This window comes from Mesorhizobium sp. M0139 (assembly GCF_040322455.1).
Lineage (GTDB): Bacteria > Pseudomonadota > Alphaproteobacteria > Rhizobiales > Rhizobiaceae > Mesorhizobium.
The window spans coordinates 25056-49382 of record NZ_JAMYTN010000010.1; the positions used below are offsets into that span (position 1 = coordinate 25056).

Here is a 24327-nt window from a genome sequence, read left to right on the forward strand (position 1 = left end):
GCGTAAAGATCAATTCCTGTTGACCTGTGGCTCAGGATTTTTCGCTTGATCGGCTGCTGACATTTCGTCCATTTAGCGCCGGCGGGCTCCGAGAGCCGCAGAGGGGGCCCCATGGCGCGCGACACAACCGATTTCCGGCCAATCGAAGGCATCGACGAACTGGTCGAGCATCTGGCCGAAGGCAACAAGCCGCGCGACAAGTGGCGCATCGGGACTGAGCACGAGAAGTTCCCCTTCTATGTCGACGGCAACGCGCCGGTGCCTTATGGCGGCGAGCGCGGCATCCGCGCCATCCTCGAAGGCATGCAGCAAAAGCTCGGCTGGGACCCGATCATCGATGACGGCCGCATCATCGGCCTGGTCGAGCCGACCGGACAGGGCGCGATCTCGCTGGAGCCTGGCGGCCAGTTCGAGCTGTCGGGCGCGCCGCTGGAAACGATCCACCAGACCTGCCGCGAGGGCAATGCGCATCTGGCGCAGGTCCGCGAGATCGCCGAGCCGATGGGCATCCGCTTTCTCGGCCTCGGCGGCAGCCCGAAATGGTCGCTGGCCGAGACGCCGAAAATGCCGAAATCGCGCTACGAAATCATGACCCGCTACATGCCCAAGGTCGGCACCAAGGGTCTCGACATGATGTATCGCACCTGCACCATCCAGGTGAACCTCGACTTCGAAAGCGAAGCCGACATGCGCCGCAAGATGCAGGTGTCGCTGAAGCTGCAGCCACTGTCGACGGCGCTGTTTGCCAACTCGCCCTTCACCGACAGCCGGCCGAACGGGCTGCAGAGCTGGCGCGGCGACATCTGGCGCGACACCGACAACCAGCGCTCGGGCCTGCTCGAATTCTGCTTCTCGCCCGAGTTCGGCTTTGCCGACTATGTCGAATGGGCGCTCGACGTGCCGATGTATTTCGTCATCCGCGACGGCCACTATCACGACATGACGCACATCACCTTCCGCCAGTTCATGGCCGGCGTTGCCCGCAATGAAGTACCGGACGGACTGCCCACCATGGGCGACTGGGCGAACCATCTGTCGACCCTGTTCCCTGACGTCAGGCTGAAGCGCTTCCTCGAAATGCGCGGCGCCGATGGCGGGCCGTGGCGCCGCATCTGCGCGCTGCCGGCCTTCTGGGTCGGGCTGCTCTATGACGAGGCCGCGCTCGACGCCGCCGAGGCGCTGACTTCGAGCTGGACCTATGAAGAAACGCTGGCGATGCGCAATGCGGTGCCGGAACAAGGCATTTCCGCGCCGTTCCGCAACACGACGCTGCGTGAGATCGGCCGCGATGTAATGACCATTTCGCGCCTTGGGCTGAAAAATCGCGGCAGGAAGAACCGCGACGGCTATGACGAGACCTCGTTCCTCAACACGCTGGACGAAGTCGTGGCGCGCGGTACCACCAGTGCCGAGGAAATGCTGTCGGCCTACCACACGCGCTGGGGCGGCTCGATCGAGCCGGTGTTCATGGAATATGCGTATTAGCGTCGCGCCTTGAGCAGCGGCAAAAGCCGCTTCAATCGAACATCGAAACGAACTAGGTTCTCCCTCGAGGATTTCCGGGAGGAGAAACCGATGCCTACCTTGTTCGACATATTGGCGCAGGCGCAGAACGGCAACGGCATGCAGGCGCTTGCCCAGCAGTACGGGCTTTCCATGCAGCAGACGCAGGCGGCTGTCGCCGCTCTGCTGCCGGCCTTCTCGCAAGGGCTGCAACGCAACACCGCCGATCCCTATGGGCTAGGCGCCTTCATGACGGCGATGGCGAGCGGCCAGCACGCCAAATACTTCGAGGACGCGACCAGGGCTTTCTCACCGCAAGGCGTCAATGAGGGCAACGGCATTCTGGGTCATCTGTTCGGCTCGAAGGAGCTGTCGCGCGCGGTGGCCAGCCAGGCCGCGCAGGCGACCGGCGTCAGCCAGCAGATCCTGCAGCAGATGCTGCCGGCCATCGCTTCGATGGTGATGGGCGGATTGTTCAAGCAGACGACAAACCAGTTGACCGGGGGTCAGATGCAGGCCGCCGGTGGCTTCGGCGCCGGCAGCAATCCGCTCGGCGAGATCATCGAACAGATGATGCGGCAGGCGGGCGGCGGGGCACAGCCTGCGCCGCAGCCAGCACCCAATCCTTACGGTGAGAACCCGCTGGGCAAAGTGCTGCAGGACATGTTCGGCGGCGGCGCCCAACAGCCGCAAAGCCAGCCGCAACAGGCGCCCAACCCCTATGGCGACAATCCGCTGGGCAAGGTGCTGCAGGATATGTTCGGCGGTGGCGCGGCACAGCAACCGCAGGGCCGGCCGCAGCAGCCAACACAGCCGCAACAGACGCAGAGCCCTTACGGCGACAACCCGCTGGGCAAGATTTTTGAAGAGATGATGCGGCAAGGCGGTGGTGGCGGCTTCGGCCTGCCCGGCGGGCAGCCGGCGCCGCAGCAGCCGCAAGCACCCCAGCCGCGACAGGCACCGCAGGAGCGCCAGGCGCCGCAACCGCAGGCCAATCCGAGCGGCAGGCCACGCAATCCGTTCGACGATATTTTCGGCAAGATGTTCGAGACTGGCGCCCAGCAGCGCGACGACTATCAGAAGGGCGTGGAAACGATCTTCGACCAGTTCAAGCGGGACATGGACCGGCGGTAGTTGGCGGTAGTTGGGCGCTGACCTTCGCGGCTTCGGAGCAAGGAACGAAGCGACGCGGCGCAGACCGCACGATGACGACGGAGCTTTAAAAGAAAAGCCCGGTCCTGGAGGAGGAGCGGGCCAGTGTGCAGGCTGGCCGGCGGGGAACCGGCAGGGAGTGGGGAGCCTGCTATACTCGTTGGTCGCAGCGAGCCTGAGAAAGGTTCACGGCAGCCGAAACAATGCGCCCGATATCACGCTATCTGGCGGGCGAGATCTTCGATCGTATCGGCACGATCGCTCGCAATCGCACGCAGCTTCACGGTCGGATCGGCACCGAACGGCACATCGATGGCGACATGGAGATCCGCGCGCGTCAGGCCGATATCGGCGAGTTCGGCGTCCGACATCTCGCCGAGGCGATAGAAGGCCCGGCGATTTTTCCAGGCCTGGTAGGCATTGAGAAGGGTGTTGGCCACGCGCGTCGCAACGGCCGGACGCGAGGTTATGCGCGAGGTCTCGGTAGCGAAATCAAACGTGGTCATGTCGGTCTCCTTCAGACTCGAACTGGACAAGACCAGGCGATCGGCGCTGGGGACAGCGGCCGTTCCGGTCTCGATTCACATGCCTTCATGTGGACAATGTGAATTTGCCACGCACCGATTGATTAATCCAACGAATGTTTCTAATCTTTAGCATCAACGCTAGTGATGGATTGGACCGATGAAAGCGCCACTCGATCTCGACCAGTTGCAGACCTTCATCTCGATTGCCGATACCGGCAGCTTCACCCGCGCGGCCGAGGAAGTGCTGCGCACGCAATCGGCGGTGTCGATGCAGATGCGCCGGCTGGAAGAGCGGATCGGCAAGCCGCTGTTCGAAAAGGACGGCCGCACCAACAGGCTGACCGAGGAAGGCGACAAGCTGCTCTCCTACGCGCGCCGCCTGCTCTATCTCAACCGCGAAACGCTGGCCGCCTTCGATGACCAGCGGCTCGAAGGCACCATCCGCATCGGCACCCCCGACGACTATGCCGACCGGTTCCTGCCCGAAATCATGGCACGCTTCACACGGTCAAACCCGCGCGTCGAACTGACCGTCATCTGCGAGCCTACGCCAGGCTTGGTCGAGCATATCAAGCGCGGCAATCTCGATCTTGCGCTGGTGACGCACAACGATACGCGCGGCCAGTCGGAAGTGGTGCGGCGCGAGCCGCTGCTATGGGTGACCTCGGCCAACCATGCCACGCACGAACAGGAAGTGCTGCCGATGGCCTTCGGCCGGCCGAACTGCATCTGGCGGCGCGCCGCCGTCGATGTGCTCGACCGGCAAAACCGCGACTATCGAATCCTGTTCACCAGCTTCTCGGCCACCGTCATCACCGCCGCGGTGCTGTCGGGGCTGGCGATCTCGGTGCTGCCGGAATGCGCGCTGCGGCCCGGCATGCGAGTGCTGGGCGAAGCCGACGGTTTTGGCGCCCTACCCGACTGCCGCATCGGCATCATGCGCGGCCAGACCTCGCGTCCCGAAATCGTCGACGCGCTGGCCCGGCACATCTCGGAAAGCCTCGACAATATTTCCGTGCCGCTCGGCGAAGAAACGGGAAGCTTCGATTTCGCCTCGCTCGCCTTCGCCAAGATGAAGCGGAGCAAGCCGAACCAGATCCTGCCTGGCTGGTAGGAACGATCAGGCCGACGCTGCCGCCTCCGTCGTTGCGTTGGCCGACGACAGGCCGGGCAGCGCCACCAATTGCGCCGGCTCCAGCGGCGGCGACAAGAGGTAGCCCTGCAGCTGCTGGCAGCCCATGGCGACCAGCAGCGCCTTTTGCACCTCGGTCTCTACGCCCTCGGCGGTGACCTCGACCTTGAGCGCGCCGGCGAGATCGATCAGCGCCTTGACGATGGCGCCCGAATTGCCGTCGCCGTCGAGAAGCCGCACGAAGGAGCGGTCGATCTTGAGCTTGTCTATGGCATGGCGGCGCAGATAGCTCAGCGACGAATAGCCGGTGCCGAAATCGTCGAGCACAATGCCGACGCCCGACTGGCGCAAGGCTGCCAGAGCCGCTCTGGTGGTGTCGTTGTTTTCCAGGAGAACGTTTTCGGTGATTTCGAGCTGCAGGCGCTTCGGCGCCAGTCCGGTTTCGGCGAGGATCGAGGCAACCTCTTCGGCAAAGCCGGCGTCGCGCAATTGCAGCGGCGAGACATTGACGGCGAGCCACGGCAGTTTGGTCTTCACGGCGAAGCGGCAGGCTTCCAGCAGGGCCCATGCGCCGAGCTGCCCGATCATGCCGCGTTCCTCGGCGATGGCGATGAACTGCGCCGCCGGCAGTGCGCCATGGACCTCATGCGCCCAGCGGATCAGCGCCTCGGCGCCGACAATGGTCTTGCCGTCGCTGGCAAAGACCGGCTGGTAGGCGAGCTTGATACCGGTGCCGCCATTTAGCGCGCTGCGCAGCTCGCTCTCGACCTTGCGCTTGCGCAGCAAAAGGTCGTCCATGTCGCCGGCGAAGACCTGGTAGCGGCCACGGCCGTTCTTCTTGGCTTCGTAGAGCGCGATGTCGGCCTTGCGCAGCAGATCGTCTGCATCGGCATCAGGGCCTGTCGACAAGGCTATGCCGATGCTGGCGCTGATAAAGACCTGATCGTCCATCAGTTTGAACGGCTCCTGCAGTTTCTGCAGCACCCTCTCGGAAACATCCTCTGCGTTCCTGACGTCGCGGACATCGATCAGGATTACCGCGAATTCGTCGCCACCCAGCCTTGCCACCGTGTCGACGTCGCGAACAGTATGCTGAAGCCTGGCCGCCGTCTGGCGCACGAGTTCGTCCCCTGCCGGGTGACCAAGCGTATCGTTGACATGCTTGAAGCGATCTAGATCGAGATAAAGCAGCGCGACCTTGCTTTCATTGCCGGAGGTAAGCAAGGCACGCCGCAGCCTGTCCTCGAACAGTGCCCGGTTGGGCAGGCCGGTGAGCGTGTCGTGAAAGGCGAGATATTGCGCCTGGGCCTGGCTGGTCTGCAGCGCCGATGACGCACGGCGCAGACGCCGGAGCAGAAAGGCGAGCACGCTCGCCGCAACCAGCGCGGCCAGAGCCAGGGCCGGGCTGGCCTTGCCCACCAGCGTCAGTCCGGGCCGTTCCTGGTCCCAGGCAATATAGCCGAGGATGACACCCTGTTTGTCGATAAGCGGAATGGCAGCCGAGCCAAGCGGCTGAGCCATCGGCAGGAGATGCGCCCCCGCCAGCAGATATTTCTGCGCGATCTTGCCGATCACCGCGTCGTTGATGAACTCTATAGAGACATGCAGATATTCGCTGCCGGATGCCTGGGTGACGCGATCCGAACTCGGCACCAGAGGCATGACGCTGAGTATGGCAGGGTGACCGCCAAGCGAGACCAGATCGTCGGCAACGAATTTTGCGCCGGCCTGGCTTGCGTCCTTGCTCATCATCTGGCGCAACCTGGCGATTGTCGGCCGCAAAGCGGGTTCGTCCTCGCCAAAGACGGCAGGCGACACGACCTTGCCTTCGCGCATGGCGTGGACCGGCCGGTTGGCGTTGTCCAGCACATAGACCCGGTTGTGGCCGTAATACGAGTACATCCAGACGCTGAGATTCTCGGCCATCCAGGTCTGGTTGCCGGCCTTGGCGTTTATAACGGAATCATCCCAGACGGCGACGCTTTCCTGCTCGCGCTTTACCGCGGCGATCTGGTCCTGCAGGCCGTTGGCAAGGAAAACCTTCTGCCGCTCGAGCGAGACCCGGTCGGCCTGCATGGTGGCGTAAAGGCCGAAGCCGACAACGATGGCCAGTGCAAAAACGGCAAGCGTCAGCACCGTCAGGGTGACCTGGAACGTCAACGGGCTGCGTTGTTTGCGGGCGCTCATGCGTCCTCCTTGGCCCAGAGTCAATCAGGCCAGGCTTAAGATCAAGTTATGGAATCTTGACGCGGAGCGACAACAGCCGCTCAATCGGCCGATGAGCGACGCAGAATCCGAATCACGAACCAATGCCACCGAATACACGGTGAGCGAGATTTCCGGCGCGCTGAAGCGCACGGTCGAGGATGTCTTCGGCCATGTGCGGGTGCGCGGCGAAATTTCCGGCTATCGCGGGCCGCACTCTTCCGGCCATGCCTATTTCACCCTGAAGGACGACCGCGCGCGGCTCGATGCCGTGGTCTGGAAAGGCACGATGAGCCGGCTGAAATTCCGCCCCGAAGAGGGGATGGAGGTGATCGCCACCGGCAAACTCACCACCTATCCCGGCAAATCCAACTACCAGATCGTCATCGACAATCTAGAACCCGCCGGCGCCGGGGCGCTGATGGCGCTTTTGGAAGAGCGCAAGCGGCGACTGCAGGCCGAAGGGCTGTTCGATGCCGGCCGCAAGCGGCGGCTGCCCTTCATGCCGCGCACCATCGGCGTCGTCACCTCGCCGACCGGATCGGTGATCCGTGACATCATCCATCGCATCAAGGACCGCTTTCCGCTGCATGTGCTAGTCTGGCCGGTGAGAGTGCAGGGCGAGACAGCGGGGGCGGAAGTGACGGCGGCCGTCAACGGCTTCAACGCGCTGGCCTGGGATGGAGCGATCGTGCCGCCCGACCTTCTGATCGTGGCGCGCGGCGGCGGCAGCCTCGAGGACCTCTGGGGGTTCAACGATGAAGGGCTGGCGCGCGCCGTCGCTGCCTCGCGCATCCCGGTGATTTCGGCCGTCGGCCACGAGACCGACTGGACCTTGATCGATCTCGTCGCCGACATGCGGGCACCGACGCCGACAGGTGCGGCGGAGATCGCGGTGCCGGTGAAAGCGGACCTCGAAGCGACACTAGCCAGTCTTGGCGCACGGCTCAAAGCAGCTACCTTGCGCAATTTCGAACGCAAGCGGCAGGCCTCGCGTGCGGCCGCCCGCGCGCTGCCCTCGCCCGACCAGTTGCTGGCGCTGCCGCGACGGCGGCTGGACGAGGCGGCCAGCCGGCTTAGCCGGGGGCTGATGGTCTCCACCGAAAGAAAGCAAGCTCGGTTCTTCGCCGTGAAGCTCACTCCGGCAACGCTGTCGCGGCGGATTGCCGAGGCGCGACGCACCAACGACCGCAACCTTTTGCGCGCCCAAGGGGCGCTGCGCGCATTGGCGAGAGCCCGGCGCGCGGAGTTGAATCGTGCGGCGGATCAGTTGCCAAAATGTGCGAAAGCATCCCTGCAACGGCACAGGCAGCAACTGGCTTTGCTGCAAGGCCGCATTACGATCGAGCCCACGGCACGGCGGCAAACCGTGCAGAGGGATCTTCTGACAGCTTTGACGAGACGCGGCACGCAAGCGGTACTGCTCAGGCTGGAGCGACTGCGCGGCCGCATCGTCCAATCCGAGAGGCTGATGGCAACGCTGTCGCACAAGGCTGTGCTGGCCCGCGGCTTCGCACTGGTCAAGGATGCCGACGGCGCGGTGATCAAACTGGCAGTTGATGTGGCGCCGGGCGCTGGCCTGCAGCTGGAGTTCGCCGACGGCATCGTAAATGCAGTCGCGACCGGCGACGCCGAGCGGGTGCAGGCCGTTGCCAAACCAGCGGCCACGCCGCCCGCCAGCAAACCCGCCGCAAAGCCGACGGCCAGCAAACCGAAAGAACCGGGCAATCAGGGCTCGCTTTTTTAGAGGACCGCATGACCGGACATGACCCGCATCTTCAAACGCCGGCGGGCAAGCCGCGCGCCCGTGCTTTCGGCATTGCCTTCGAGGGCACGCCGGGCGGCTTCAACACCATCACCGATGTGCCCGGCGTATCGGTCGGCTATGCGACGCTAATTTCCGGCGAGGGTCTGCTCGAGGTTGGCACGGGGCCGGTGCGCACCGGCGTCACCGCCATCCTGCCGCGGCCGTTGGCTGAGCTCGCCACGCCGGTGTTTGCCGGTGTCTTCAGCCAGAACGGCAATGGCGAGTTGACGGGGTCGCACATTATCGAGGAAGTCGGCGCCTTCAACCTGCCGGTCACCATCACCAACACGCATTCCTGCGGCGTCACCCGCGACGGCACGCTGCGCTGGATGCAACGCGTGCTGCCGGCGGCGCTCGACAGCGGCTGGGGCCTGCCGGTTGCGGCGGAGACCTATGATGGTTTCCTCAACGACATCAACGGTCATCACGTCGGCTTCGAAGATGTCGAAGCCGCGCTCGACGGTGCCGCCGGTGGAGCGATCGAGGAAGGCAGTGTCGGCGGTGGCACCGGAATGATTGCCTTTGGCTTCAAGGCCGGCTCGGGCACGGCATCCCGCATCATCGAGTGGCAGGGTATCAGGCATACGGTCGGCGTATTCGTGCAGGCGAATTTCGGCAAGCGGCGCAATTTCACACTGCGCGGCGCCCGCGTCGGGCCCGATCTGGTAGAGCCGGCGATGCGCGAAGGCACGCCGCGTGCCGAAAAGGGCTCGATCATCGCCATCGTCGCCACCGATGCGCCATTTCTGCCGCACCAGATGAAGCGGCTGGCAAAGCGCGTGCCGCTCGGCATCGCCATGACAGGCGGCTTCGGCTACCACAGTTCGGGCGACATTTTTCTGGCCTTCACCACCGCCAATCCGCAAGCAGCACTTGCACCGTCGGGACGAACCGCAAACGCCGCTTACATCCCGGACGTCGATATCGATCCGTTCTTCGATGCGGTGGCGCAAGGCGTAGAGGAGGCGATCCTCAATGCAATGGTCGCCAATGAGGATATGAGCGGACGCGACGGCAATTTCGTGCCGGCGCTGCCGAAGGCCTGGCTGAAAGATCGATTTGGATAGAGGACAAGGCCTGGCGGCGCCAGGCCTGTTGCGTCACGGCTTGGCCGCGTTGCTCTGGTCGGCCTCGGCCGCCTCTTCGAGCCGCGATGCGATCAGTTCCTGGATGTCGCCGACTTCTTCCTGGATATCTTCCAGCGGAATGCCGACCTCAGCGGCCTTGGCCGCGCACTCCTTGGCGAGGGTCTCGGCCTGCTTCTCGATCTTTACCGGCGAGTGCTGGCAGTGGACCTTTTCACCGATCCATCCGCGCAAGAACTCGATCGCATGTTCACTCATACTGCTTTTCCCTGGCGGCTATGCCGGTTGGTAACCGTAAACGTCCGCACCCGGTAAAGGATGCATGCTGCCATTCCAACCGAGTCGGCTTCGCCCGGCAAGTTGATCTTGTCGGAGGTCCGAAGAGCCGAATGAAGGGAAGGGTTCAAGGAGCACGTTCTGATTGTTTGATAGAGTGGTACGTTGGCCGGATCGGCTTCGGCTCTATGCTGTTGTTCTTACGATCTTTTCCTGCTGTCGACGGCCGATTTGTATCACAATAGGGGTCACAACGCGTAACACATTTTCTGCTGCTTCGTGGTACACCGCCACAGCTACGCGGTCGAAGCCGCCGCTATATAGTGACATCATTATGCGATGTCGACTCTATCAGCTATCCTGCTTCTTTCCGCCGCGCTGTGTCAAACGTCATCCCCGTCCAGTATGGAGATTGGATGGCCCCGGAGGGCGTATCAAAATGTTGATTTTATTGCGTTTCGTGGCCAAAATCAGAACCTCTCGTCAGCGTCACCCCGCTCGACTGCCTCCGCCACACTCAGCGCCTCCGACGTCGATTCCTTGCACGTAAGGCGCGGGCAGGATGAACGACAACATTGGCGCTTTGGCAGCGCGCTCCTGCTAAGGACGATGTCTCGATGCGACAAGCTCTGCCTTGCGCTGCGCCGTCTCCAACCCGATTGCGATAAAGGCGCGCGCATGCCGGGCCAGTTCCATATTGTCGGCCCACAGATTGCGCCAGATCGCGGTCTTCCGTGACAGGTTCTCGTCGACGATCTTCGACGAGAAGGATTCAAAGCTGAGGTCGTCCCTATAGCCGATTGCGGTCAGCGCATCGAAGATGGCGGCAAAGTCGATATTGCCGGTGCCGAGGAAACCGCGATGGCTCTCGCCGATATGGACATAACCGATCTTGTCAGCGGCATGGCGGATAGCCAGTCCGACATCGGCCTCCTCGATGTTCATGTGGAAGGTATCGAGATGCAGGAAGATGTTGTCGGAGCCGGTGTCCGCGATGAAGGCCAGGCCTTGTGAAGCGGTGTTGAGCAGATTGCTTTCGAAGCGATTGACGATCTCCAGATTGAGCGTGACGCCGGCGGACTTGGCCGTCTCCGCAACCTTCGCAAGTGTCCCCGCGCTGCGGTTCCACTGATCGCGCGTCGGCGCCTGCGTCTGCAAGCCATGGCTGGTGCTGAGGATGCCGCCAACCTTCTGGCCGCCGAGATCGCGGGTAAGCGCGATCGTCTCGTTGAGGATCTCGACGCCGCGCGCGGCAACCGCCTTGTCGGCACTCGAAATGTCGCCGTCGGCCGGCAGGCCGATGCTGATCGCGACGCCGAGCTTGAGGTCGGCGATGTGCCTGGCCAACCCGCCAACGTCGACATTGGCCGGGTCAAGATAGGAGAACTCGATCAGGTCGAAACCGGCCTCCTTGGTGTTGGCCAGCGTCCGTTCGAGGTCGCCTTGCGCCGAACTCGCCGACCAGACGAAGGAATGAATACCGATGCGCGACATGATCGTCTCCCGTTTCTGAATTGAGATGCGGCCGGGTTGCCCCGGCCGCATCGGCCTTGGGAGGCTTAGCGGGCTGCGGTCCAGCCCTTGTAGTCTTCCAGGTTCTCGGCCGTGATCAGCTTCGGGTCGAGCAGCACGGTCGGCTCCGCCGGCTTCTTGCCGGCAAGCAGCTCAGCCGCCATCGTCAGCGACTGGCCAGCCATCACATAGGGATCCTGCGAAGCCGAGGCCTTGATCATCGAGGTGCCGGAAGCGAGTTCCTTCTCGATATCGGGCGCTCCGTCCACTGCGGTGAAGATGAACTCCGAGCGATTGAGCTGCTTGGCCGCAAGCTGGGCGCCGATCGCCGTCGGATCGTTGATGGCAAACACCGCATCGATCTTGTCGAAGCGGGTCAGCAGCGACTGAAAGACCTTCAGGCCGCCGTCGCGCGAGCCTTCGGCATTCTGGTCGTCGGAGAGGATCTTGATGTCGGGGTGTTTTGCAAGGACGTCCTTGCAGCCCTTGACCCGCTCCAGGATCGACGACGACGCCGGGCCGTTGAGGATGACGTAGTCGCCCTTGCCGCCGGTGTGGTCGACCAGATACTGGCAGGCCTCTTCGCCGGCCTTGACGTTGTTGGTCATGACGGTGACGTCGGCGCCTGGCGCCGAAACGTCGAAGGCGGCAACGACGATGCCCGCTGCTTGCGCCTTCTTCACCGCCGGGCCGATCGCCTTGGCATCGACCGCATTGAGCATGATCACGTCGACCCCGGCGGCGATGAAGGAATCGACCTGAGAGACCTGCTTGTTGAGGTCGTAGTCGGCCGACACTGAGGTTACCTCGACCTTCGGGTTGATCTTCTTGGCTGCGTCCTCGATGCCCTTGATGGTGGCGACGAAGAAGGGGTTGCCGAGCAGGCCGACCGAGATGCCGACCTTGTTGAGGTCCTTGGCCGATGCGGGCGCGATGGCGGCGGCCGCGAGTGCGACGCCGCAGAGCAGTTTAGCGATGGTCTTCATTGCTTTCCTCCAATTGCCCCGCGCCTCTCACGGTGCGTTACACAAACCGGTCGTTTACGCCGGCGACCAAGGTCAATCACGTTCTCGCTCCTGCCTGGAGCCTGTAGCGGTCGAGGGCGACTGCCACGATGATGACCAATCCCTTGATGATGTACTGCCAGATGTCCGAGACACCGGCCAAGATAAGCCCGTTGGAGAGCACCGCTATGATCAGGCCGCCGATCAGCGTACCCCAGATCGAGCCGACGCCGCCGACGAAGCTGGTGCCGCCGAGAATGACCGCGGCAATGGCGTCGAGTTCGTAAGACTGCCCAAGCTGCAGCCCGTTGGCCGCATAGAGCCGGGCCGCTGACATGGCGCCGCCAAGGCCGGCCAGCAGGCCGGAAACGCCATAGACAAAGAGCAGCACCAGCGGCACCTTGATGCCGGTCAGCCGCGCCGCTTCGGCATTGCCGCCGACGGCATAGATCCAGGTGCCGAGCACGGTGCGCTTGAGCACCAGCCAGGACAGCACCACGACCGACAAGGCGATGATGACCAGCCAGGGAATGCCGAACAGCGTACCGTTGCCGATGAAGTCGAACGGCAGGTCCGAGTTGAACACCGTGGTGTCCTGGCCGAGCAGGCGGGCGACGCCGCGCACAGCGGTCAGCGACCCCAGCGTGACGATGAAGGGCGGCAGTCTGATATAGGCGATCAGCAGCCCGTTGATGACGCCGAAGCCGAGGCCGACGAGAATGGCCGCCGGCACGCCCAGCAGTCCCCAATCGGGCACCAGCGACACCATCACCGCCACCATCGCCGAGGCGGCAAGTATCGAGCCGACGGACAGGTCGATCCCGCCGGTCAGGATGACGAAGGTCATGCCCGCTGCCAGCACAATGTTGATCGACGATTGCTGCATGACGATCAGCAAATTGGTCTGGGTGAAGAAGCGCGCGTTCATCAACTGAAAGCCGACCGCCAGCAGGATCAGGATCGGCAGCATGCCAAGGGCGGCGAAGGCGGTGCGCAACCGCCGGCTCCTGCCGACAACCTGGCCACTGATCTCGGTCGCCTTGTCGGTCATCCCTTGGCCGCTCCCGTTGCAAGTTCCATGATTGCTTCCTGGCGCAGCGGCTGGTCTTTGGACGCCGTAACCTCGCCGGCAATCGTGCCGTCGCGCATTACCAGCACGCGGTCGGCAACGCCGATCACCTCCGGCAGTTCGCTGGAGATCATCAGGATGGCGATGCCCTTTTTGGCGAGATTGTCGATCAGCCGGTAGATTTCCGACTTCGCTCCGACATCGACGCCGCGCGTCGGTTCATCCAGGATGACCACTTGCGGCTCGGTCTCGAGCAGGCGGGCAAGCAACACTTTCTGCTGGTTGCCGCCCGACAGCGAACCGGCATTGGCCTGTACCGACCTGGTGCGGATGGAGAGATCCGAAACGGCAGTGGCAGCACGTCTCTCGGCGGCTTTGAAATCGCGCAAGCCGCCGGGCCGCGCATCCCTGGCCAGCACGCCCATGCTGATGTTGTCGGAGATCGACATGTCGAGAAAGAGGCCGAGCTCCTTGCGGTCCTCGGTGAGATAGGCGATGCCGGCATTCAGTGCCTCGCTTGGCGAGCCGATGGTTACGGGCTTGCCGTCGAGTTCCAGCGTGCCGGCGATGCGTCTGTCGGCACCGAAGATCAGTCGCGCGAGTTCGGTGCGGCCCGAGCCGACAAGGCCAGCCAGAGCCAGCACCTCGCCCTTGTACAGTTCGAAGGAGCAGTTCTTCAGGAGATTGCCGTCCGCCATGCCGCGCACCGACAAGGCGACCGCGCGCTTGTTGTCCGGCGGGCGATGATCCTTCCTGTAAAAAGCGGACAGGTCGCGGCCAACCATCATCGAGACGAGGCGCGAGGCGTTCAGCTCGGCACGCTCGAGTGTGCCGACATAGCCGCTGTCGCGCAGCACGCTGACACGGTCGGCCAACTGGTAGACCTCTTCCATGCGGTGGCTGATGTAGATGATGGCGATGCCTTGCGACTTCAGCGTCGCGATGACCTCGAAGAGACGGTCGGTCTCGCGCGAGGTCAGCGAGGTGGTTGGCTCGTCCATGACGATGATGCGCGCGCTGGTCGAAAGCGCGCGGGCGATTTCGACCAGCTGACGCTCGCCGAGCGACAGGCTGGAAACCTGAGCCCGTGCGGAGAAGGACACGCCGAGACGCTTGATGATCTCATTGCTGCGCCGGTAGCATTGGTCGCGGTCGACGATGCCGAAACGCCTCGGCTCATTGCCGAGGAAGATGTTCTGCGCGACCGTCAGGTTGGGCGCCAGCGACAGTTCCTGATAGATAACCGCAATGCCGTGAGCCCGCGCCTTGATCGGGTCGCCGGTGGCGACCGGCACGCCGTCGATCAGTATCTCGCCGCCGGCATCAGGCCGATAGGCGCCGGACAGCACCTTCATCAAAGTCGACTTGCCAGCACCGTTTTCACCCATCAGCGCATGGACTTCGCCGGCATGGACGGTCAGCGACACGTCCTGCAAGGCGCGGACTGGCCCGAACGTCTTCGAGATGTGCCGCATTTCCAGCACTGGCTGGCGCGTGACTTCGGCCTGAGCAGCGACAATCACCGTGCGCCTCCCGCTGCCGCGCGGGGGATGCCCTGCTCGCCGATGAGGCCACGCCATGTGTCGCGATATCGGGCAAGTCCGGTGAAGCTTGCGGCACGCACGGGCTCCGGCACTTCCGCGGCAAATTCGCGGCCGACGGTCTCGAAGGCCAGCGCCGCCGCCCCGGTGGCGCTGCCCTCCAGTGTGGCCCCTTGCAGGAAGGCCTGGCTGGGACGCAGTTGCGCCACTAGCCCGGCGAGCAGGCCGCCAGCGTTCAGTCCGCCATCGACGATCACGGTGTTGTCCGAATGGATCTGGTCGAGGCAGAGGTCGACCATCAGCGCGACGTAGAGCAGCGCCACGGCTGCGCGTTCCTCGGCGCTTGGCATGCGGCCGACCAATTTGCCGGCGCGGCCGGGCATTGGTCCGCCCGGCGCGAAGCTCGGCAGCGCCATGCTGCCGGCGTTGATCACCCGCTGCACTGCCGCCGGCGCGATCGCGCCTTGCCAGCCGTCGCTGATCGTGGCGAATTCGCGCCCGCCCATGAAGCGGATGGTCGGCACAGGGCCGCCGTCGATATCGACATTGACCAGCATGTCGCGCTGGCCATCGAGCGCGTCGAGCAGGCAATCCGGATTAAGCACGACGACCCAGGTGCCGGTCGAGACGACGGTGACCGGGCCAAGCTCCTGCCGGCGATAGGCATGGAGCGCGGCATTGCTGTCATGGACACCATTGTGGATGGCGATCCGCCGCTTCGTGTCGCCGAGGCGTTGCTCGCCGACAACCGAGCCCGCCCGCTCGAAAGCGGGCATCCGGTCGCGCCAGCCCTCAATATCGACCAGCGAACTGAAGTCGCGCTTGCGCGGCGCCCATAAATGCGAGTGGCAGCCGAGATAGGACACTTCCGAGACCGCCCGGCCGCCAAACCGCCAGCTCCAGTATTGTGGATAGCCGAGGATCGATTTCGCGGCCGTGAATGCACCGGGTTGCACCGCCTGTAGCCACAGCATGTGGCGACCGTAGTTGAAGCCGAGCGGCAATCGCGGCGAGAAGGTCTCGGTGAAATCCGGAACGAGGCGATCAATTTGCGCGGCAATATCAGCCGGCGGCTCTTGCTCATAATCGAGTATCGGATGCGTCAGCGCCGCCTCGTCGACCAGGGCAAAGGTGCAGCCATGGCCCGACACCATCACGCCCTGTACGCCATGGACGTCGGAGGCCTCGCTTACGGCGCGAACCGCCCAACTGTGAAGTGCTGCCTCATCAAGCACGCTGAAGCCATCTTTGCGCATCCAGTTCGGCCGGGTCCGGCGCTCGTCGACGATGCGCCCGTCCTGAGCGAAGACGAACAGCTTCGAATTGGTCTTGCCGAAATCGAGGACGGCCATCTTCACTGGATGGCTCCCGAAGCCGAAGCGATGCGCACCATGACGCCCGCGTCTTCCAGCATGCGCGCGTCGACGTCGGACAGGCCGTCATCGGTCACCAGCGTGCCGATGCGCGACAAGGGCAGCGCGATGTTACGGGCGTGGATCGACAGTTTGCGGCTGTCGGCCAGCACCACGATCTGGTCGGCACACAGGCTGAGATCGGCGATGGAGCGGACCAGCAGCGGGTGCGATTCCAGCACGCCCTCCTGGCCAAGGCCTTGCGCGCCGAGAAAGAACTTCGATGCGTAGAACGGCTCCGCCTGGGTCGGTGAATGGATGATGCCCGGCTCACGATGCAGATCGCCGCCGGCAACGGTCAGGCTGCAATGGCCGTGGTCGCTCAGATAGGCCGCGAGCGGCATCGAATTGGTATAGAGACGGATGCTGCGCTCAGCCAGCTTGACCCCAAGGTGGAAGCAGGTCGAACCGCCATGCACGATGACCGCATCGCCGTCGCGCACCATCGTGGCCGCGAGAGCGGCGATCTGCCGCTTGGCCTCGACCGCGAGGTCGCGGTTCTCGTCATAGGGCCTGGCATAGGCAACACCCGCCTGTGAAGCGCCGTCGAGCGCCGAGATGCCACCATAGACCTTCCGTGCTTCACCGGCCTCGTCGATCTTGTCGATGTCGCGCCGCACCGTCGCCGCCGACACGCCGAGCTGCTCCTGCAGTTCGCGCACCGACGCGAAGGGGCGATCCCGCAGCAACTCGACGATCTGACGCTGGCGGCCGGAGTCGCTCAATCGTTTTCCTCCCAGGAGCCGTTTTTGCCACGGCATTTGACGTAACTTACTCAACATCTTTCCGATTGCAAGAACCTTTGATGACATTAGATCACTATTGACGTAAGTCGCTCGCATCTGCGATACACATCAACATCCCACGACGGGTATCCGAAGCTGCGAGGCTGACGGAGCTGATAGAGGAAATGCGCCATGGCGAGCTATGCGGATGCGCAGGAAATGGCTGCTTTGCGGGCGCTTTCGGCCAGCATCGGGCGCAATCCAAATCTGACCCAGGCCGCCGGCGGCAACACCTCGCTGAAAGCCGGCGACACGCTGTGGATCAAGGCTTCCGGCACATGGCTGAAGGATGCGCTCTCCGAAGACATCATGGTCCCGGTGGCGATGGCGCCGCTGCTCAGGGCTGTCGAACAGCGCGACAGCGCCGCCGACCAGCCGCAGATCTTCGCCATCGAGACGCTCAACGCCCGGCGCCTGCGCCCTTCGATTGAAACCACCGTTCACGCGCTGATGCCGCAGCGCGTCGTCCTGCATGTCCATTGCGTCGAAACCATTTCGCTGGCGGTACAGGCCAATTGCGAGGTGGAAGCCGCCAGACGCCTTGATGGTCTCAAATGGGCGTATGTTCCTTATTTCCGGCCAGGCCTGCCGCTTGCCCAGGGTATTGCCGAGCGGCTTCAGGCTGGGGTCGACGTGCTGATCCTTGCCAATCACGGGCTGGTCGTCGCGGCCGATACCGTCGCCGAGGCCGAAGTGCTGCTGCGCCGCGTCACGCTGCTTCTGGCGCGGCCGGCGCGCCAAGTGGCGGAACCGGATGTTGCGGGATTGGCGGCGCTGGCCGGGAAAACCGGTTACAGGCTGCCGGCGGAAATCGAGGCGCACGCGGTCGCCATCGATCCCGAAAGCCGCCGCATGGCGTCCGGGGGCAGCCTCTACCCCGATCACGTCATCTTTCTGGGTCGGGGGTCGGTGGTGGCAAAGCCCGGTGAGGATGTGCCGCGCGTCATCGAGCGGTGCGGTACAAACCCCGTGGCGATCCTGTTTCCCGGGCTGGGCGTGCTGATGCGCGGCGATGCCAGTGCGGGCGCCGACGCCATGCAACGCTGCCTTGCCGACGTGACGGCACGCATCGACATTGCAGCGCGGCTGAACTACCTCACCGCCGCCGAGAACGATGAACTGGTCAACTGGGACGCCGAGAAGTATCGCCAGAAACTCAATGCCGCCAGCCGCTGACACGCCGCTTGCCATAGGCATCGACATCGGCACGTCCGGCGCGCGCGCGGTCGCCATGCGTCCGGATTTTTCCATTGCCGCGCGTTCCGCCGTTTCGCTCGAGTTGTTTGGCCGGAATGCCCGCGACCCTGCAGTGTGGTGGTCAGCGGTCGGCGCAGCGCTGGCGGAACTGCTTTCGGGCATCGACCGAACAGCGGTCCGGTCGATCGCTGTTGACGGCACTTCAGGTACGTTGCTGCCGGTCGACGGCGCCGGGCGGCCGCTGGCCGAGCCGCTGATGTACAACGATACGGTCGCCGACAACGCCATTCTGGTCGCGATCGCTCGCGAAGCCCCAGCGACCAGTGCCGCACTTGGGGCGACGTCCGGTCTCGCCAAGGCGCTCTGGTTCCAGCGCACGCCCGGTGTTGCCGCGGTGCTGCATCAGGCGGACTGGATCGCGGGACAATTCTCCGGTCGCTTCGATGTCAGCGACGAGAACAATGCCTTGAAAACCGGTTACGACATCACGGCCCGCTGCTGGCCGGACTGGATTGCGGCCACCGAAATGCGCATGGAGTTGCTGCCCGGTATCGCCAGGCCGGGCGATGTCGTCGGCAAACTCACCGCGGATGCCGCGGATATGTTCGGCTTACCGCGCGAAATCGCCGTCGTCGCCGGAACGACCGATGGCTGCGCCTCGTTCCTGGCGACAGGTGCCGCGGCAATGGGCGACGGCGTCACCGCGCTGGGGTCGTCGTTGACCGTCAAGATCCTGTCCGACCGGCCTATCTCGGCGCCACGCTTCGGCATCTACAGCCATCGGCTTGGAGATGTCTGGCTGGCGGGCGGCGCATCGAACTCCGGCGGCAAGGTGCTGACACAGCATTTCCCTCTGGCGCGCATCGTCGAGCTGAGCATGGCGATCGACCCGATGACCGAGACCGGCCTCGACTACTATCCTCTTGCCACTGCAGGCGAACGCTTTCCGATCGCCGATCCGGCACTGCCGCCGCGTCTTGTGCCGCGACCGGTGGAGGACGCCGACTATCTGAAAGCCATGTTGGAGGGTATCGCCGCGATCGAGGCGCTCGGCTATGACAGGCTCGCCGAGCTCGGCGCTCCGCAGCTGACGTCGGTCAGAAGCGTCGGCGGCGGTGCGGCGAATGCCGCCTGGACGGCGATCCGGCAGCGCAGACTTGGTGTTGATTTCCTGCCGGCGCTTTCGGACGAAGCCGCCGCCGGCACAGCGCGGCTGGCGCTGATGGGCGCAAGCGCGGCGGGGCTTCTATGAGCGCGAAAACAGTCGAACACCTCAACGGCGTCAACCAGCTGGCCGAGCGCTATGATTTTTTCCTGCTCGATCAGTTCGGCGTGCTGCATGACGGCGCCAGCCCCTATCCAGGGGCAGTGGAAGCACTGTCGGCGCTGAAGCGCGCCGGCAAGACCATTGTGCTGATCTCGAACTCCGGCAAGCGGGCGGGGCCTAACGAGAGCCGGCTGCTAAAGCTCGGCTTCGAACCGGGAAGCTGGGACCATTTTGTTTCTTCCGGCGAGGTCGCGTGGGAGTTCTTCCACGACATGGCGGTATCCGGAAAGCTACTGCCAAACACGAAATGCCTGTTGATAAGCCGCGACGATGACCGCTCGGCGATCGAAGGTCTGCCGTTCGCATTGACTAAGGACGGTGACGATGCCGGGCTGGTGCTGATTTCGGCCAGCGAGGGCGACCGCTATGATCTTGAGCACTATCGCCGACTTCTTGCGCCGGCTGCGGTGCGGCAGGTGCCATGCTTCTGCACCAACCCTGACAAGATCATGCTGACGGCAGTGGGGCCGCGCTTCGGTGCCGGCCGGCTGGCGGATCTCTACGAGGACCTTGGTGGTAGCGTCACGCGTATCGGCAAGCCTTACCCCACTATATTCGGCGCCGCACTAGCGCTGGCAGGCAATCCAGACCGCGGCACTGTGGTCTGCGTCGGCGACAGTGTCGAACACGACATCGCTGGCGGACTTGCTGCCGGCGTGGCCACGGTGCTGGTTCTGTCAGGAATATTGGCGGACACACCTGACCTGTTCGACCTGTTCGACACGATGGACGCATACCCGGATTACACCATGGATGGCTTCAGGTTTCGCTGATTTGATTCACCCCGCAGCGCTCGCGCCCGAATCCGGCCTCAACGCCTCGTGGCCGGCGAGCATTGGCCGGCTGGCTCAAGGCTGCCGAACAGCGCGGATCCAGTCGAGCCGCGCGGCTGGAATGAGGCCGTAATTGTAGAAATTGATGCCGTCGACACCGGGCGCCAGCGCTGGCTTCACCTTGGCCGCAAGAATGTCGGGGCGGGCCATTTCCGGATAGAACAGCCGGTAGCCGGCGCCGAGGAATTTGTCCGCGCCCAGTGCCGCACGGCCGGCCGCCATCAGGCTGGCGACATCGCCGGCCTGCATGTCGTAGGCGCACAGGATCGCCCCGTCGCAGACCTTGCCCAGCGCTGCCAGATCGCAACCGCCAAGCCAGCCGTCTTTCAGATCGATAATAACGACCCGCGTCGTGGGATCGGCTACCTCGCGCAGTTCGGCGACCAGGCTGGTCACTGGCTCGAATCGCCACAAGAGATAGGCATGGAGCTCCGGCCAGGGGGCAAAGGCGTCGATGCCGCAGGCGGGAAAATCGGGAAAGCGCCGCTCAGGCATCGCACGCTCGCAGGTCTCGACGATCCATTGCCTGGTGAGCTTGCGCGCCGCCTCGGCATCGATGCCGGCTTTTGCCGCACGGGCGACGCAGGACGGACAGAAGCACAGAGACAAAAGAAAATCGTCTTCCGGCGTCAGCCCGACACCGTCCTTCTCGTGATGGTATTCATGGGCAAAGCCCATGAAGGACGGGCTTTCAAGTTCTATCCGGTCCGGCCGGTAGCTGTGCGAGATGTCGGCGATCAGCGCGCGGACATAGGCGCGCGCATCGGGATGGGAGGGGCAGAGATTGTAGTAGTTGGCATCGCCGAAGGCGTTGCGGGTGACGGCCTGCGGATGCAGCATGCCCAGGCGGGTGTTGTGCAGGCAGACCGTCCAGCACGAAACTCCTAGTCCGCCCGCGTCGCGACGGCGGATGAGCTGACCGAGCACGTCGCCGCCCTCAGTGATCACGTCAGCCACCTTGGGCTGGATGGCTAGACTTCCCCAGCGCGCAGCGGTCGGCTTGAAATAGATGGTGCCGTCCTCAGGGAAATAGGCCTTGCGGCGCGGGCTGCGCGGCTGCAGGAAGCGCCCGGCATGATAGGATGTCGCCAGGCTGATCATGTTGAGCCCGGCGCGCTCGACAAGATCACGTTCGACCGTCTCCAGGCCGAGATCCTGGATGTCCCAGGGATAGGTCCACATGGACAGTTGCTGCATGGAATATCCTCTGCCTTTGGCTCAGCCGTCGACCGGCTCTGCGACCTGCATTAGGCAGTCGCCCGCCTCACACATCGTGTGCAGCCGGCGCGACAGCACCAAGCCGCTTTCGGCGAAATGCAGGGCCTCCTCGGCAACATCGAGCCGCTCGAGATCGTGGTACCAGCCGGCCAATTGTCCTGAAGTGACACTGTCGCCGAGCCTAGCGGCGGGCTCGAACCAGCCGCGGCGGGTGGCATAGAGGCCCTGGCTGTGCCTGGACAGGGACAGCAGCCTTGTCGGCGCCGAAGGCTTTTCGCCCGCGCCAAGAACCGGCGCGTCGACCACACCCATTGCTATCATCAGACGGTCGAGCGCGCGGGCCGTGATCGCCATCGAATCGACCGTTGCGGTGCCACCGCCGCCGAACTCGCCGCTGACGCCGACGGCGCCGGCGCGGCGCGCTGCGCCCATCGAGGTTGGCGAGGCCTGGCCGTTGTCAGCGATAAAGCCGTAGGGCATGCCGAGCGTGCGCATCAGCTCGACGCCACGCCGGTGGCGCTCGGGATCGGCGTTGCGTTCGACCAGCGCGGTCGGCAGATGCTCCATCGACGTGCCGCCCGAATGGATATCGAAGACGACGTCGTGACGAGGAAACAGCTCCGTCTCAAGGAAATTGGCGAGCCGGCTTGTCGGCGTTCCCGAGGGATCGCCGGGAAACGCCCGGTTGAGATTGCCGCCGTCGAGCGGCGAGCAGCGCTTGGCGGCCATCACCGCAGGGGCGTTGGCCATCGGCATGATGGTGATGCGGCCCTTGATCCGCTTCGGATCGAGCCGGCGCGCCAGTTTTGCCAGCGACAGCTCGCCCTCATATTCGTCGCCGTGATTGCCGGCCATCAAAAGCAGTGACGGGCCGTCGCCATTGCGGATGAGGCAGATCGGCACCTTGACCTGAAAGTAGGGCGAGCGATCGATCGAGAACGGAATGCTTAGATGGCTGAGCGTCTTGCCGTCGCGGTCGAAATCGAGCGTGTGGGCGAGGCCGGTGTGCATGGTCAGACCGCCGCGACCGCGGTGATTTCGATGCGCAGATCAGGGTCGGCAAGCCGCGCCTCGACGCAGGCCCGCGCCGGCAGGCGGGCAGGATCGATCCAGGCATCGTAGATGCTGTTCATGGCCTCGAAATCACCGATCTGCGGCAGGAAGATGTTGACCGCCACCAACTTCGACTTGCTGCTGCCGACCTCGACCAGCAGCGCCTCGACTTTGGCAAGCACGTCGCTGGTCTGGCCTTCGATGCCGGCCTTGCGATCGTTGGCCACTTGGCCGGCTATGTGAACGAGGCCGCCATAGACGACTGCCTGCGACATGCGCGAGCCGGACTGAAAATACTTGATCATATCGGATCCTTTCGAGGTTCTCTTTTTGGGGGATCTGGTCAGCCGAACCAGGTGGGGAAAGCGTGGCGGACGTGGCCGGTCGCGTCGACGCCGAAGATCACGCGATAACGGTCGAGGCAGGTGCAGGGATGCGAGATGCCGAATTCGACGACGTCGCCGACGGCCACGTCGTCGCTCGGTGCAATCGACAGGAAGGAATGCTGGTCGTTGAGCTTGACCACCTCGGCGCGCGCCGCCGGCATCGGCAGCGGCTTGCAGGCACGAAAGACGGTGAGCGGCGTTGGAAAGCCCTGGTCGAACGACACGTCGCGCATGCCCATGCCGCAGATGACAAGGCCCGGCTCCGGACGCGACAGCACTTCGGCCCAAAGGCGTAGCGCAGGGCGAAAGGAATGCCGCGCCGAAGCGCTGATGCCGCCTATGGCAAAACCTTTGCGGGCATCGAGGGCGCCGAGCGAACGGTCATAGGTGCCGTGGTCGTGGAAGAAGATGGCGCCGCTGCGCAGCACCAGCGTTGCGTTGCCGTCGCTGGAAACGAGGGGTGCAAGCGCCGCGACCACCTGGTCGAAGAAGGCGGAGCCGCCGGCTGTGACGATCAGCGGTGCGTCGCCGCCGACGCGGGCACGCAGCCGCAGGAACATGTCGGCGGTCATTGCCAGCAGGCCGGATATCACCTCATCGGTGCGACCGGGCTCGGGTTGCGCCGCCGCCCCTTCATAGGTCGCAACGCCGGCGATCAGCAGCCGCCCGCCGGCAGCCGTGATCGCATCGGCGATGGCCTCGGCTTGCGCGGTGGTGCGGGCGCCCGCCCTGCCCGCACCAAGTTCGACCAGCACGCGCAGCGGCGGCAGCGCCGCATTGGCGCGCCAAGCCTCGGCAAGCGCGTTCACGGCGTCGACCGAGTCGGCAAAGACATAGAGCTCGGCATCCGGCCAGGCACCAGCAAGCACGGCCAGCCGGTTGGCGCCGCCGGCTCCTCCAACCTCATTGGCGATGATCAGCCGTGTCAAGCCGGCCTTCAGCATCACTGTCGCTTGCCTGATGTCGGCGACCGTCGTGCCCCATGCGCCGGCCTCGACCAGCGACCGGGTAAGATCGGGCGCCATCGGCGTCTTGGCATGCGGAGCGATCGCAACATTGTGTTCGCGCGCATAGCGCAGGAACAGGTCGCGATTGGCGGAGAAGGCCGCCTCGTCGAGGGTCAGCACCGGAAGCGCCATGCGTCCATCGGCCGGATGCCAGTGCTCGGCCGCGACAAGGCTGCTGTCCAGCCCGGTTGTGCCGGGAGGCACGCCGCGGATGCGGTCGTCGAGCCGAAAATTTTCGCGCACCGAAAGGGCTGGAACCGGTGAGTTTTCAGTCATGCGATGCTAACCCTTTTACC

General features: G+C 64.2%; 21 protein-coding genes. 8 read left to right on the forward strand and 13 right to left on the reverse strand.

Annotated elements, in window-relative coordinates; translation table 11 throughout:
* Positions 1 to 111 precede the first annotated feature (111 nt).
* The gene (locus NKJ58_RS18135) at positions 112 to 1485 is read left to right on the forward strand and encodes a glutamate--cysteine ligase (RefSeq protein WP_023670558.1); all 1374 of its coding nucleotides are present in this window, start codon (positions 112 to 114) and stop codon (positions 1483 to 1485) included.
* 90 nt (positions 1486 to 1575) lie between these two features.
* Entirely contained in the window at positions 1576 to 2637 is a 1062-nt protein-coding gene (locus NKJ58_RS18140; RefSeq protein ID WP_352853566.1) for a DUF937 domain-containing protein, read from the forward strand.
* A gap of 233 nt (positions 2638 to 2870) precedes the next feature.
* Here NKJ58_RS18140 and NKJ58_RS18145 read toward each other — a convergent pair whose 3' ends face one another.
* Positions 2871 to 3161: a DUF1127 domain-containing protein gene (locus NKJ58_RS18145; RefSeq protein WP_023670560.1), complete on the reverse strand. Its 291-nt coding sequence runs from the start codon at positions 3159 to 3161 to the stop codon at positions 2871 to 2873.
* Between the two features lie 178 nt (positions 3162 to 3339).
* On the opposite strand from NKJ58_RS18145, the gene NKJ58_RS18150 reads away from it, so the two are divergent.
* The gene (locus tag NKJ58_RS18150; RefSeq protein WP_023695095.1) at positions 3340 to 4296 is read left to right on the forward strand and encodes a LysR substrate-binding domain-containing protein; all 957 of its coding nucleotides are present in this window, start codon (positions 3340 to 3342) and stop codon (positions 4294 to 4296) included.
* A 6-nt stretch (positions 4297 to 4302) separates the two neighbouring features.
* Here NKJ58_RS18150 and NKJ58_RS18155 read toward each other — a convergent pair whose 3' ends face one another.
* Positions 4303 to 6501, reverse strand: coding sequence for a bifunctional diguanylate cyclase/phosphodiesterase (locus tag NKJ58_RS18155; RefSeq protein ID WP_352521131.1), 2199 nt, complete (start codon positions 6499 to 6501; stop codon positions 4303 to 4305).
* Positions 6502 to 6592: 91 nt separating this feature from the next.
* Between NKJ58_RS18155 and xseA the strand changes: the two genes are divergently transcribed.
* Together xseA and NKJ58_RS18165 are read left to right on the forward strand one after the other, a co-directional pair.
* A complete protein-coding gene (gene xseA, locus NKJ58_RS18160) occupies positions 6593 to 8266 on the forward strand; it encodes an exodeoxyribonuclease VII large subunit (protein ID WP_023735728.1) in 1674 nt (557 codons plus the stop codon).
* Between the two features lie 8 nt (positions 8267 to 8274).
* A complete protein-coding gene (locus tag NKJ58_RS18165) occupies positions 8275 to 9393 on the forward strand; it encodes a DmpA family aminopeptidase (RefSeq protein WP_352853568.1) in 1119 nt (372 codons plus the stop codon).
* Between the two features lie 33 nt (positions 9394 to 9426).
* Here the strand turns inward: NKJ58_RS18165 and NKJ58_RS18170 are convergent, their stop codons facing one another.
* The 7 genes from NKJ58_RS18170 to NKJ58_RS18200 all read right to left on the reverse strand — a co-directional run bounded on the left by NKJ58_RS18170 (position 9427) and on the right by NKJ58_RS18200 (position 16950).
* Positions 9427 to 9669 (reverse strand): DUF768 domain-containing protein, encoded by a 243-nt coding sequence (locus tag NKJ58_RS18170; RefSeq protein WP_023670565.1) that lies wholly within the window; start codon positions 9667 to 9669, stop codon positions 9427 to 9429.
* Between the two features lie 618 nt (positions 9670 to 10287).
* Positions 10288 to 11181, reverse strand: coding sequence for a sugar phosphate isomerase/epimerase family protein (locus NKJ58_RS18175; RefSeq protein ID WP_352853569.1), 894 nt, complete (start codon positions 11179 to 11181; stop codon positions 10288 to 10290).
* Positions 11182 to 11246: 65 nt separating this feature from the next.
* On the reverse strand, positions 11247 to 12185 hold the full coding sequence (locus tag NKJ58_RS18180; protein WP_352853571.1) for an ABC transporter substrate-binding protein: 939 nt from the start codon (positions 12183 to 12185) through the stop codon (positions 11247 to 11249).
* Positions 12186 to 12261: 76 nt separating this feature from the next.
* Positions 12262 to 13254, reverse strand: coding sequence for an ABC transporter permease subunit (locus NKJ58_RS18185; RefSeq protein WP_286461478.1), 993 nt, complete (start codon positions 13252 to 13254; stop codon positions 12262 to 12264).
* Positions 13251 to 14747, reverse strand: a complete 1497-nt coding sequence (locus tag NKJ58_RS18190) for a sugar ABC transporter ATP-binding protein (protein WP_050588083.1) — start codon at positions 14745 to 14747, stop codon at positions 13251 to 13253. Before NKJ58_RS18190 ends, NKJ58_RS18185 begins: the two co-directional genes overlap by 4 nt.
* A 44-nt stretch (positions 14748 to 14791) precedes the next feature.
* Entirely contained in the window at positions 14792 to 16171 is a 1380-nt protein-coding gene (locus NKJ58_RS18195; RefSeq protein WP_023701286.1) for an FGGY-family carbohydrate kinase, read from the reverse strand.
* On the reverse strand, positions 16168 to 16950 hold the full coding sequence (locus tag NKJ58_RS18200) for a DeoR/GlpR family DNA-binding transcription regulator (RefSeq protein ID WP_023701285.1): 783 nt from the start codon (positions 16948 to 16950) through the stop codon (positions 16168 to 16170). The genes NKJ58_RS18195 and NKJ58_RS18200 overlap by 4 nt, the downstream gene beginning before the upstream one ends.
* 192 nt (positions 16951 to 17142) lie before the next feature.
* Here NKJ58_RS18200 and NKJ58_RS18205 point away from each other — a divergent pair, with 192 nt between their 5' ends.
* The 3 genes from NKJ58_RS18205 to NKJ58_RS18215 are packed head-to-tail and all read left to right on the forward strand — an operon-like array spanning position 17143 to position 20307.
* The gene (locus NKJ58_RS18205) at positions 17143 to 18186 is read left to right on the forward strand and encodes a class II aldolase/adducin family protein (RefSeq protein ID WP_023670571.1); all 1044 of its coding nucleotides are present in this window, start codon (positions 17143 to 17145) and stop codon (positions 18184 to 18186) included.
* Positions 18170 to 19459, forward strand: a complete 1290-nt coding sequence (locus tag NKJ58_RS18210; RefSeq protein WP_031199271.1) for an FGGY-family carbohydrate kinase — start codon at positions 18170 to 18172, stop codon at positions 19457 to 19459. The genes NKJ58_RS18205 and NKJ58_RS18210 overlap by 17 nt, the downstream gene beginning before the upstream one ends.
* Complete coding sequence (locus tag NKJ58_RS18215; protein ID WP_023701283.1) at positions 19456 to 20307, forward strand: TIGR01459 family HAD-type hydrolase; 852 nt, start codon at positions 19456 to 19458, stop codon at positions 20305 to 20307. The genes NKJ58_RS18210 and NKJ58_RS18215 overlap by 4 nt, the downstream gene beginning before the upstream one ends.
* A 75-nt stretch (positions 20308 to 20382) precedes the next feature.
* Here the strand turns inward: NKJ58_RS18215 and NKJ58_RS18220 are convergent, their stop codons facing one another.
* The 4 genes from NKJ58_RS18220 to NKJ58_RS18235 are packed head-to-tail and all read right to left on the reverse strand — an operon-like array spanning position 20383 to position 24307.
* Positions 20383 to 21564 carry a hypothetical protein gene (locus tag NKJ58_RS18220; protein WP_023807587.1) on the reverse strand — a complete coding sequence of 394 codons (1182 nt, stop codon included), beginning with the start codon at positions 21562 to 21564 and terminating at the stop codon, positions 20383 to 20385.
* A 21-nt stretch (positions 21565 to 21585) separates the two neighbouring features.
* Entirely contained in the window at positions 21586 to 22596 is a 1011-nt protein-coding gene (locus NKJ58_RS18225) for a succinylglutamate desuccinylase/aspartoacylase family protein (RefSeq protein ID WP_023686805.1), read from the reverse strand.
* A gap of 2 nt (positions 22597 to 22598) precedes the next feature.
* Complete coding sequence (locus NKJ58_RS18230) at positions 22599 to 22943, reverse strand: RidA family protein (protein WP_023686804.1); 345 nt, start codon at positions 22941 to 22943, stop codon at positions 22599 to 22601.
* 38 nt (positions 22944 to 22981) lie between these two features.
* Entirely contained in the window at positions 22982 to 24307 is a 1326-nt protein-coding gene (locus NKJ58_RS18235; protein WP_023686803.1) for an alanine racemase, read from the reverse strand.
* Positions 24308 to 24327 lie beyond the last annotated feature (20 nt).

Bases quoted from the DNA above. Each gene is read 5' to 3' on its own strand.
- NKJ58_RS18165 (WP_352853568.1), top strand. From the start codon at position 8,275: ATGACCGGACATGACCCGCATCTTCAAACGCCGGCGGGCAAGCCGCGC.
- NKJ58_RS18145 (WP_023670560.1), bottom strand. From the start codon at position 3,161: ATGACCACGTTTGATTTCGCTACCGAGACCTCGCGCATAACCTCGCGT.
- NKJ58_RS18155 (WP_352521131.1), bottom strand. From the start codon at position 6,501: ATGAGCGCCCGCAAACAACGCAGCCCGTTGACGTTCCAGGTCACCCTG.
- NKJ58_RS18150 (WP_023695095.1), top strand. From the start codon at position 3,340: ATGAAAGCGCCACTCGATCTCGACCAGTTGCAGACCTTCATCTCGATT.
- NKJ58_RS18230 (WP_023686804.1), bottom strand. From the start codon at position 22,943: ATGATCAAGTATTTTCAGTCCGGCTCGCGCATGTCGCAGGCAGTCGTC.
- NKJ58_RS18140 (WP_352853566.1), top strand. From the start codon at position 1,576: ATGCCTACCTTGTTCGACATATTGGCGCAGGCGCAGAACGGCAACGGC.
- NKJ58_RS18235 (WP_023686803.1), bottom strand. From the start codon at position 24,307: ATGACTGAAAACTCACCGGTTCCAGCCCTTTCGGTGCGCGAAAATTTT.
- NKJ58_RS18225 (WP_023686805.1), bottom strand. From the start codon at position 22,596: ATGCACACCGGCCTCGCCCACACGCTCGATTTCGACCGCGACGGCAAG.
- NKJ58_RS18210 (WP_031199271.1), top strand. From the start codon at position 18,170: ATGCCGCCAGCCGCTGACACGCCGCTTGCCATAGGCATCGACATCGGC.
- NKJ58_RS18220 (WP_023807587.1), bottom strand. From the start codon at position 21,564: ATGCAGCAACTGTCCATGTGGACCTATCCCTGGGACATCCAGGATCTC.
- NKJ58_RS18185 (WP_286461478.1), bottom strand. From the start codon at position 13,254: ATGACCGACAAGGCGACCGAGATCAGTGGCCAGGTTGTCGGCAGGAGC.
- NKJ58_RS18190 (WP_050588083.1), bottom strand. From the start codon at position 14,747: ATGCGGCACATCTCGAAGACGTTCGGGCCAGTCCGCGCCTTGCAGGAC.
- NKJ58_RS18180 (WP_352853571.1), bottom strand. From the start codon at position 12,185: ATGAAGACCATCGCTAAACTGCTCTGCGGCGTCGCACTCGCGGCCGCC.
- xseA (WP_023735728.1), top strand. From the start codon at position 6,593: ATGAGCGACGCAGAATCCGAATCACGAACCAATGCCACCGAATACACG.
- NKJ58_RS18135 (WP_023670558.1), top strand. From the start codon at position 112: ATGGCGCGCGACACAACCGATTTCCGGCCAATCGAAGGCATCGACGAA.
- NKJ58_RS18205 (WP_023670571.1), top strand. From the start codon at position 17,143: ATGGCGAGCTATGCGGATGCGCAGGAAATGGCTGCTTTGCGGGCGCTT.
- NKJ58_RS18175 (WP_352853569.1), bottom strand. From the start codon at position 11,181: ATGTCGCGCATCGGTATTCATTCCTTCGTCTGGTCGGCGAGTTCGGCG.
- NKJ58_RS18170 (WP_023670565.1), bottom strand. From the start codon at position 9,669: ATGAGTGAACATGCGATCGAGTTCTTGCGCGGATGGATCGGTGAAAAG.
- NKJ58_RS18215 (WP_023701283.1), top strand. From the start codon at position 19,456: ATGAGCGCGAAAACAGTCGAACACCTCAACGGCGTCAACCAGCTGGCC.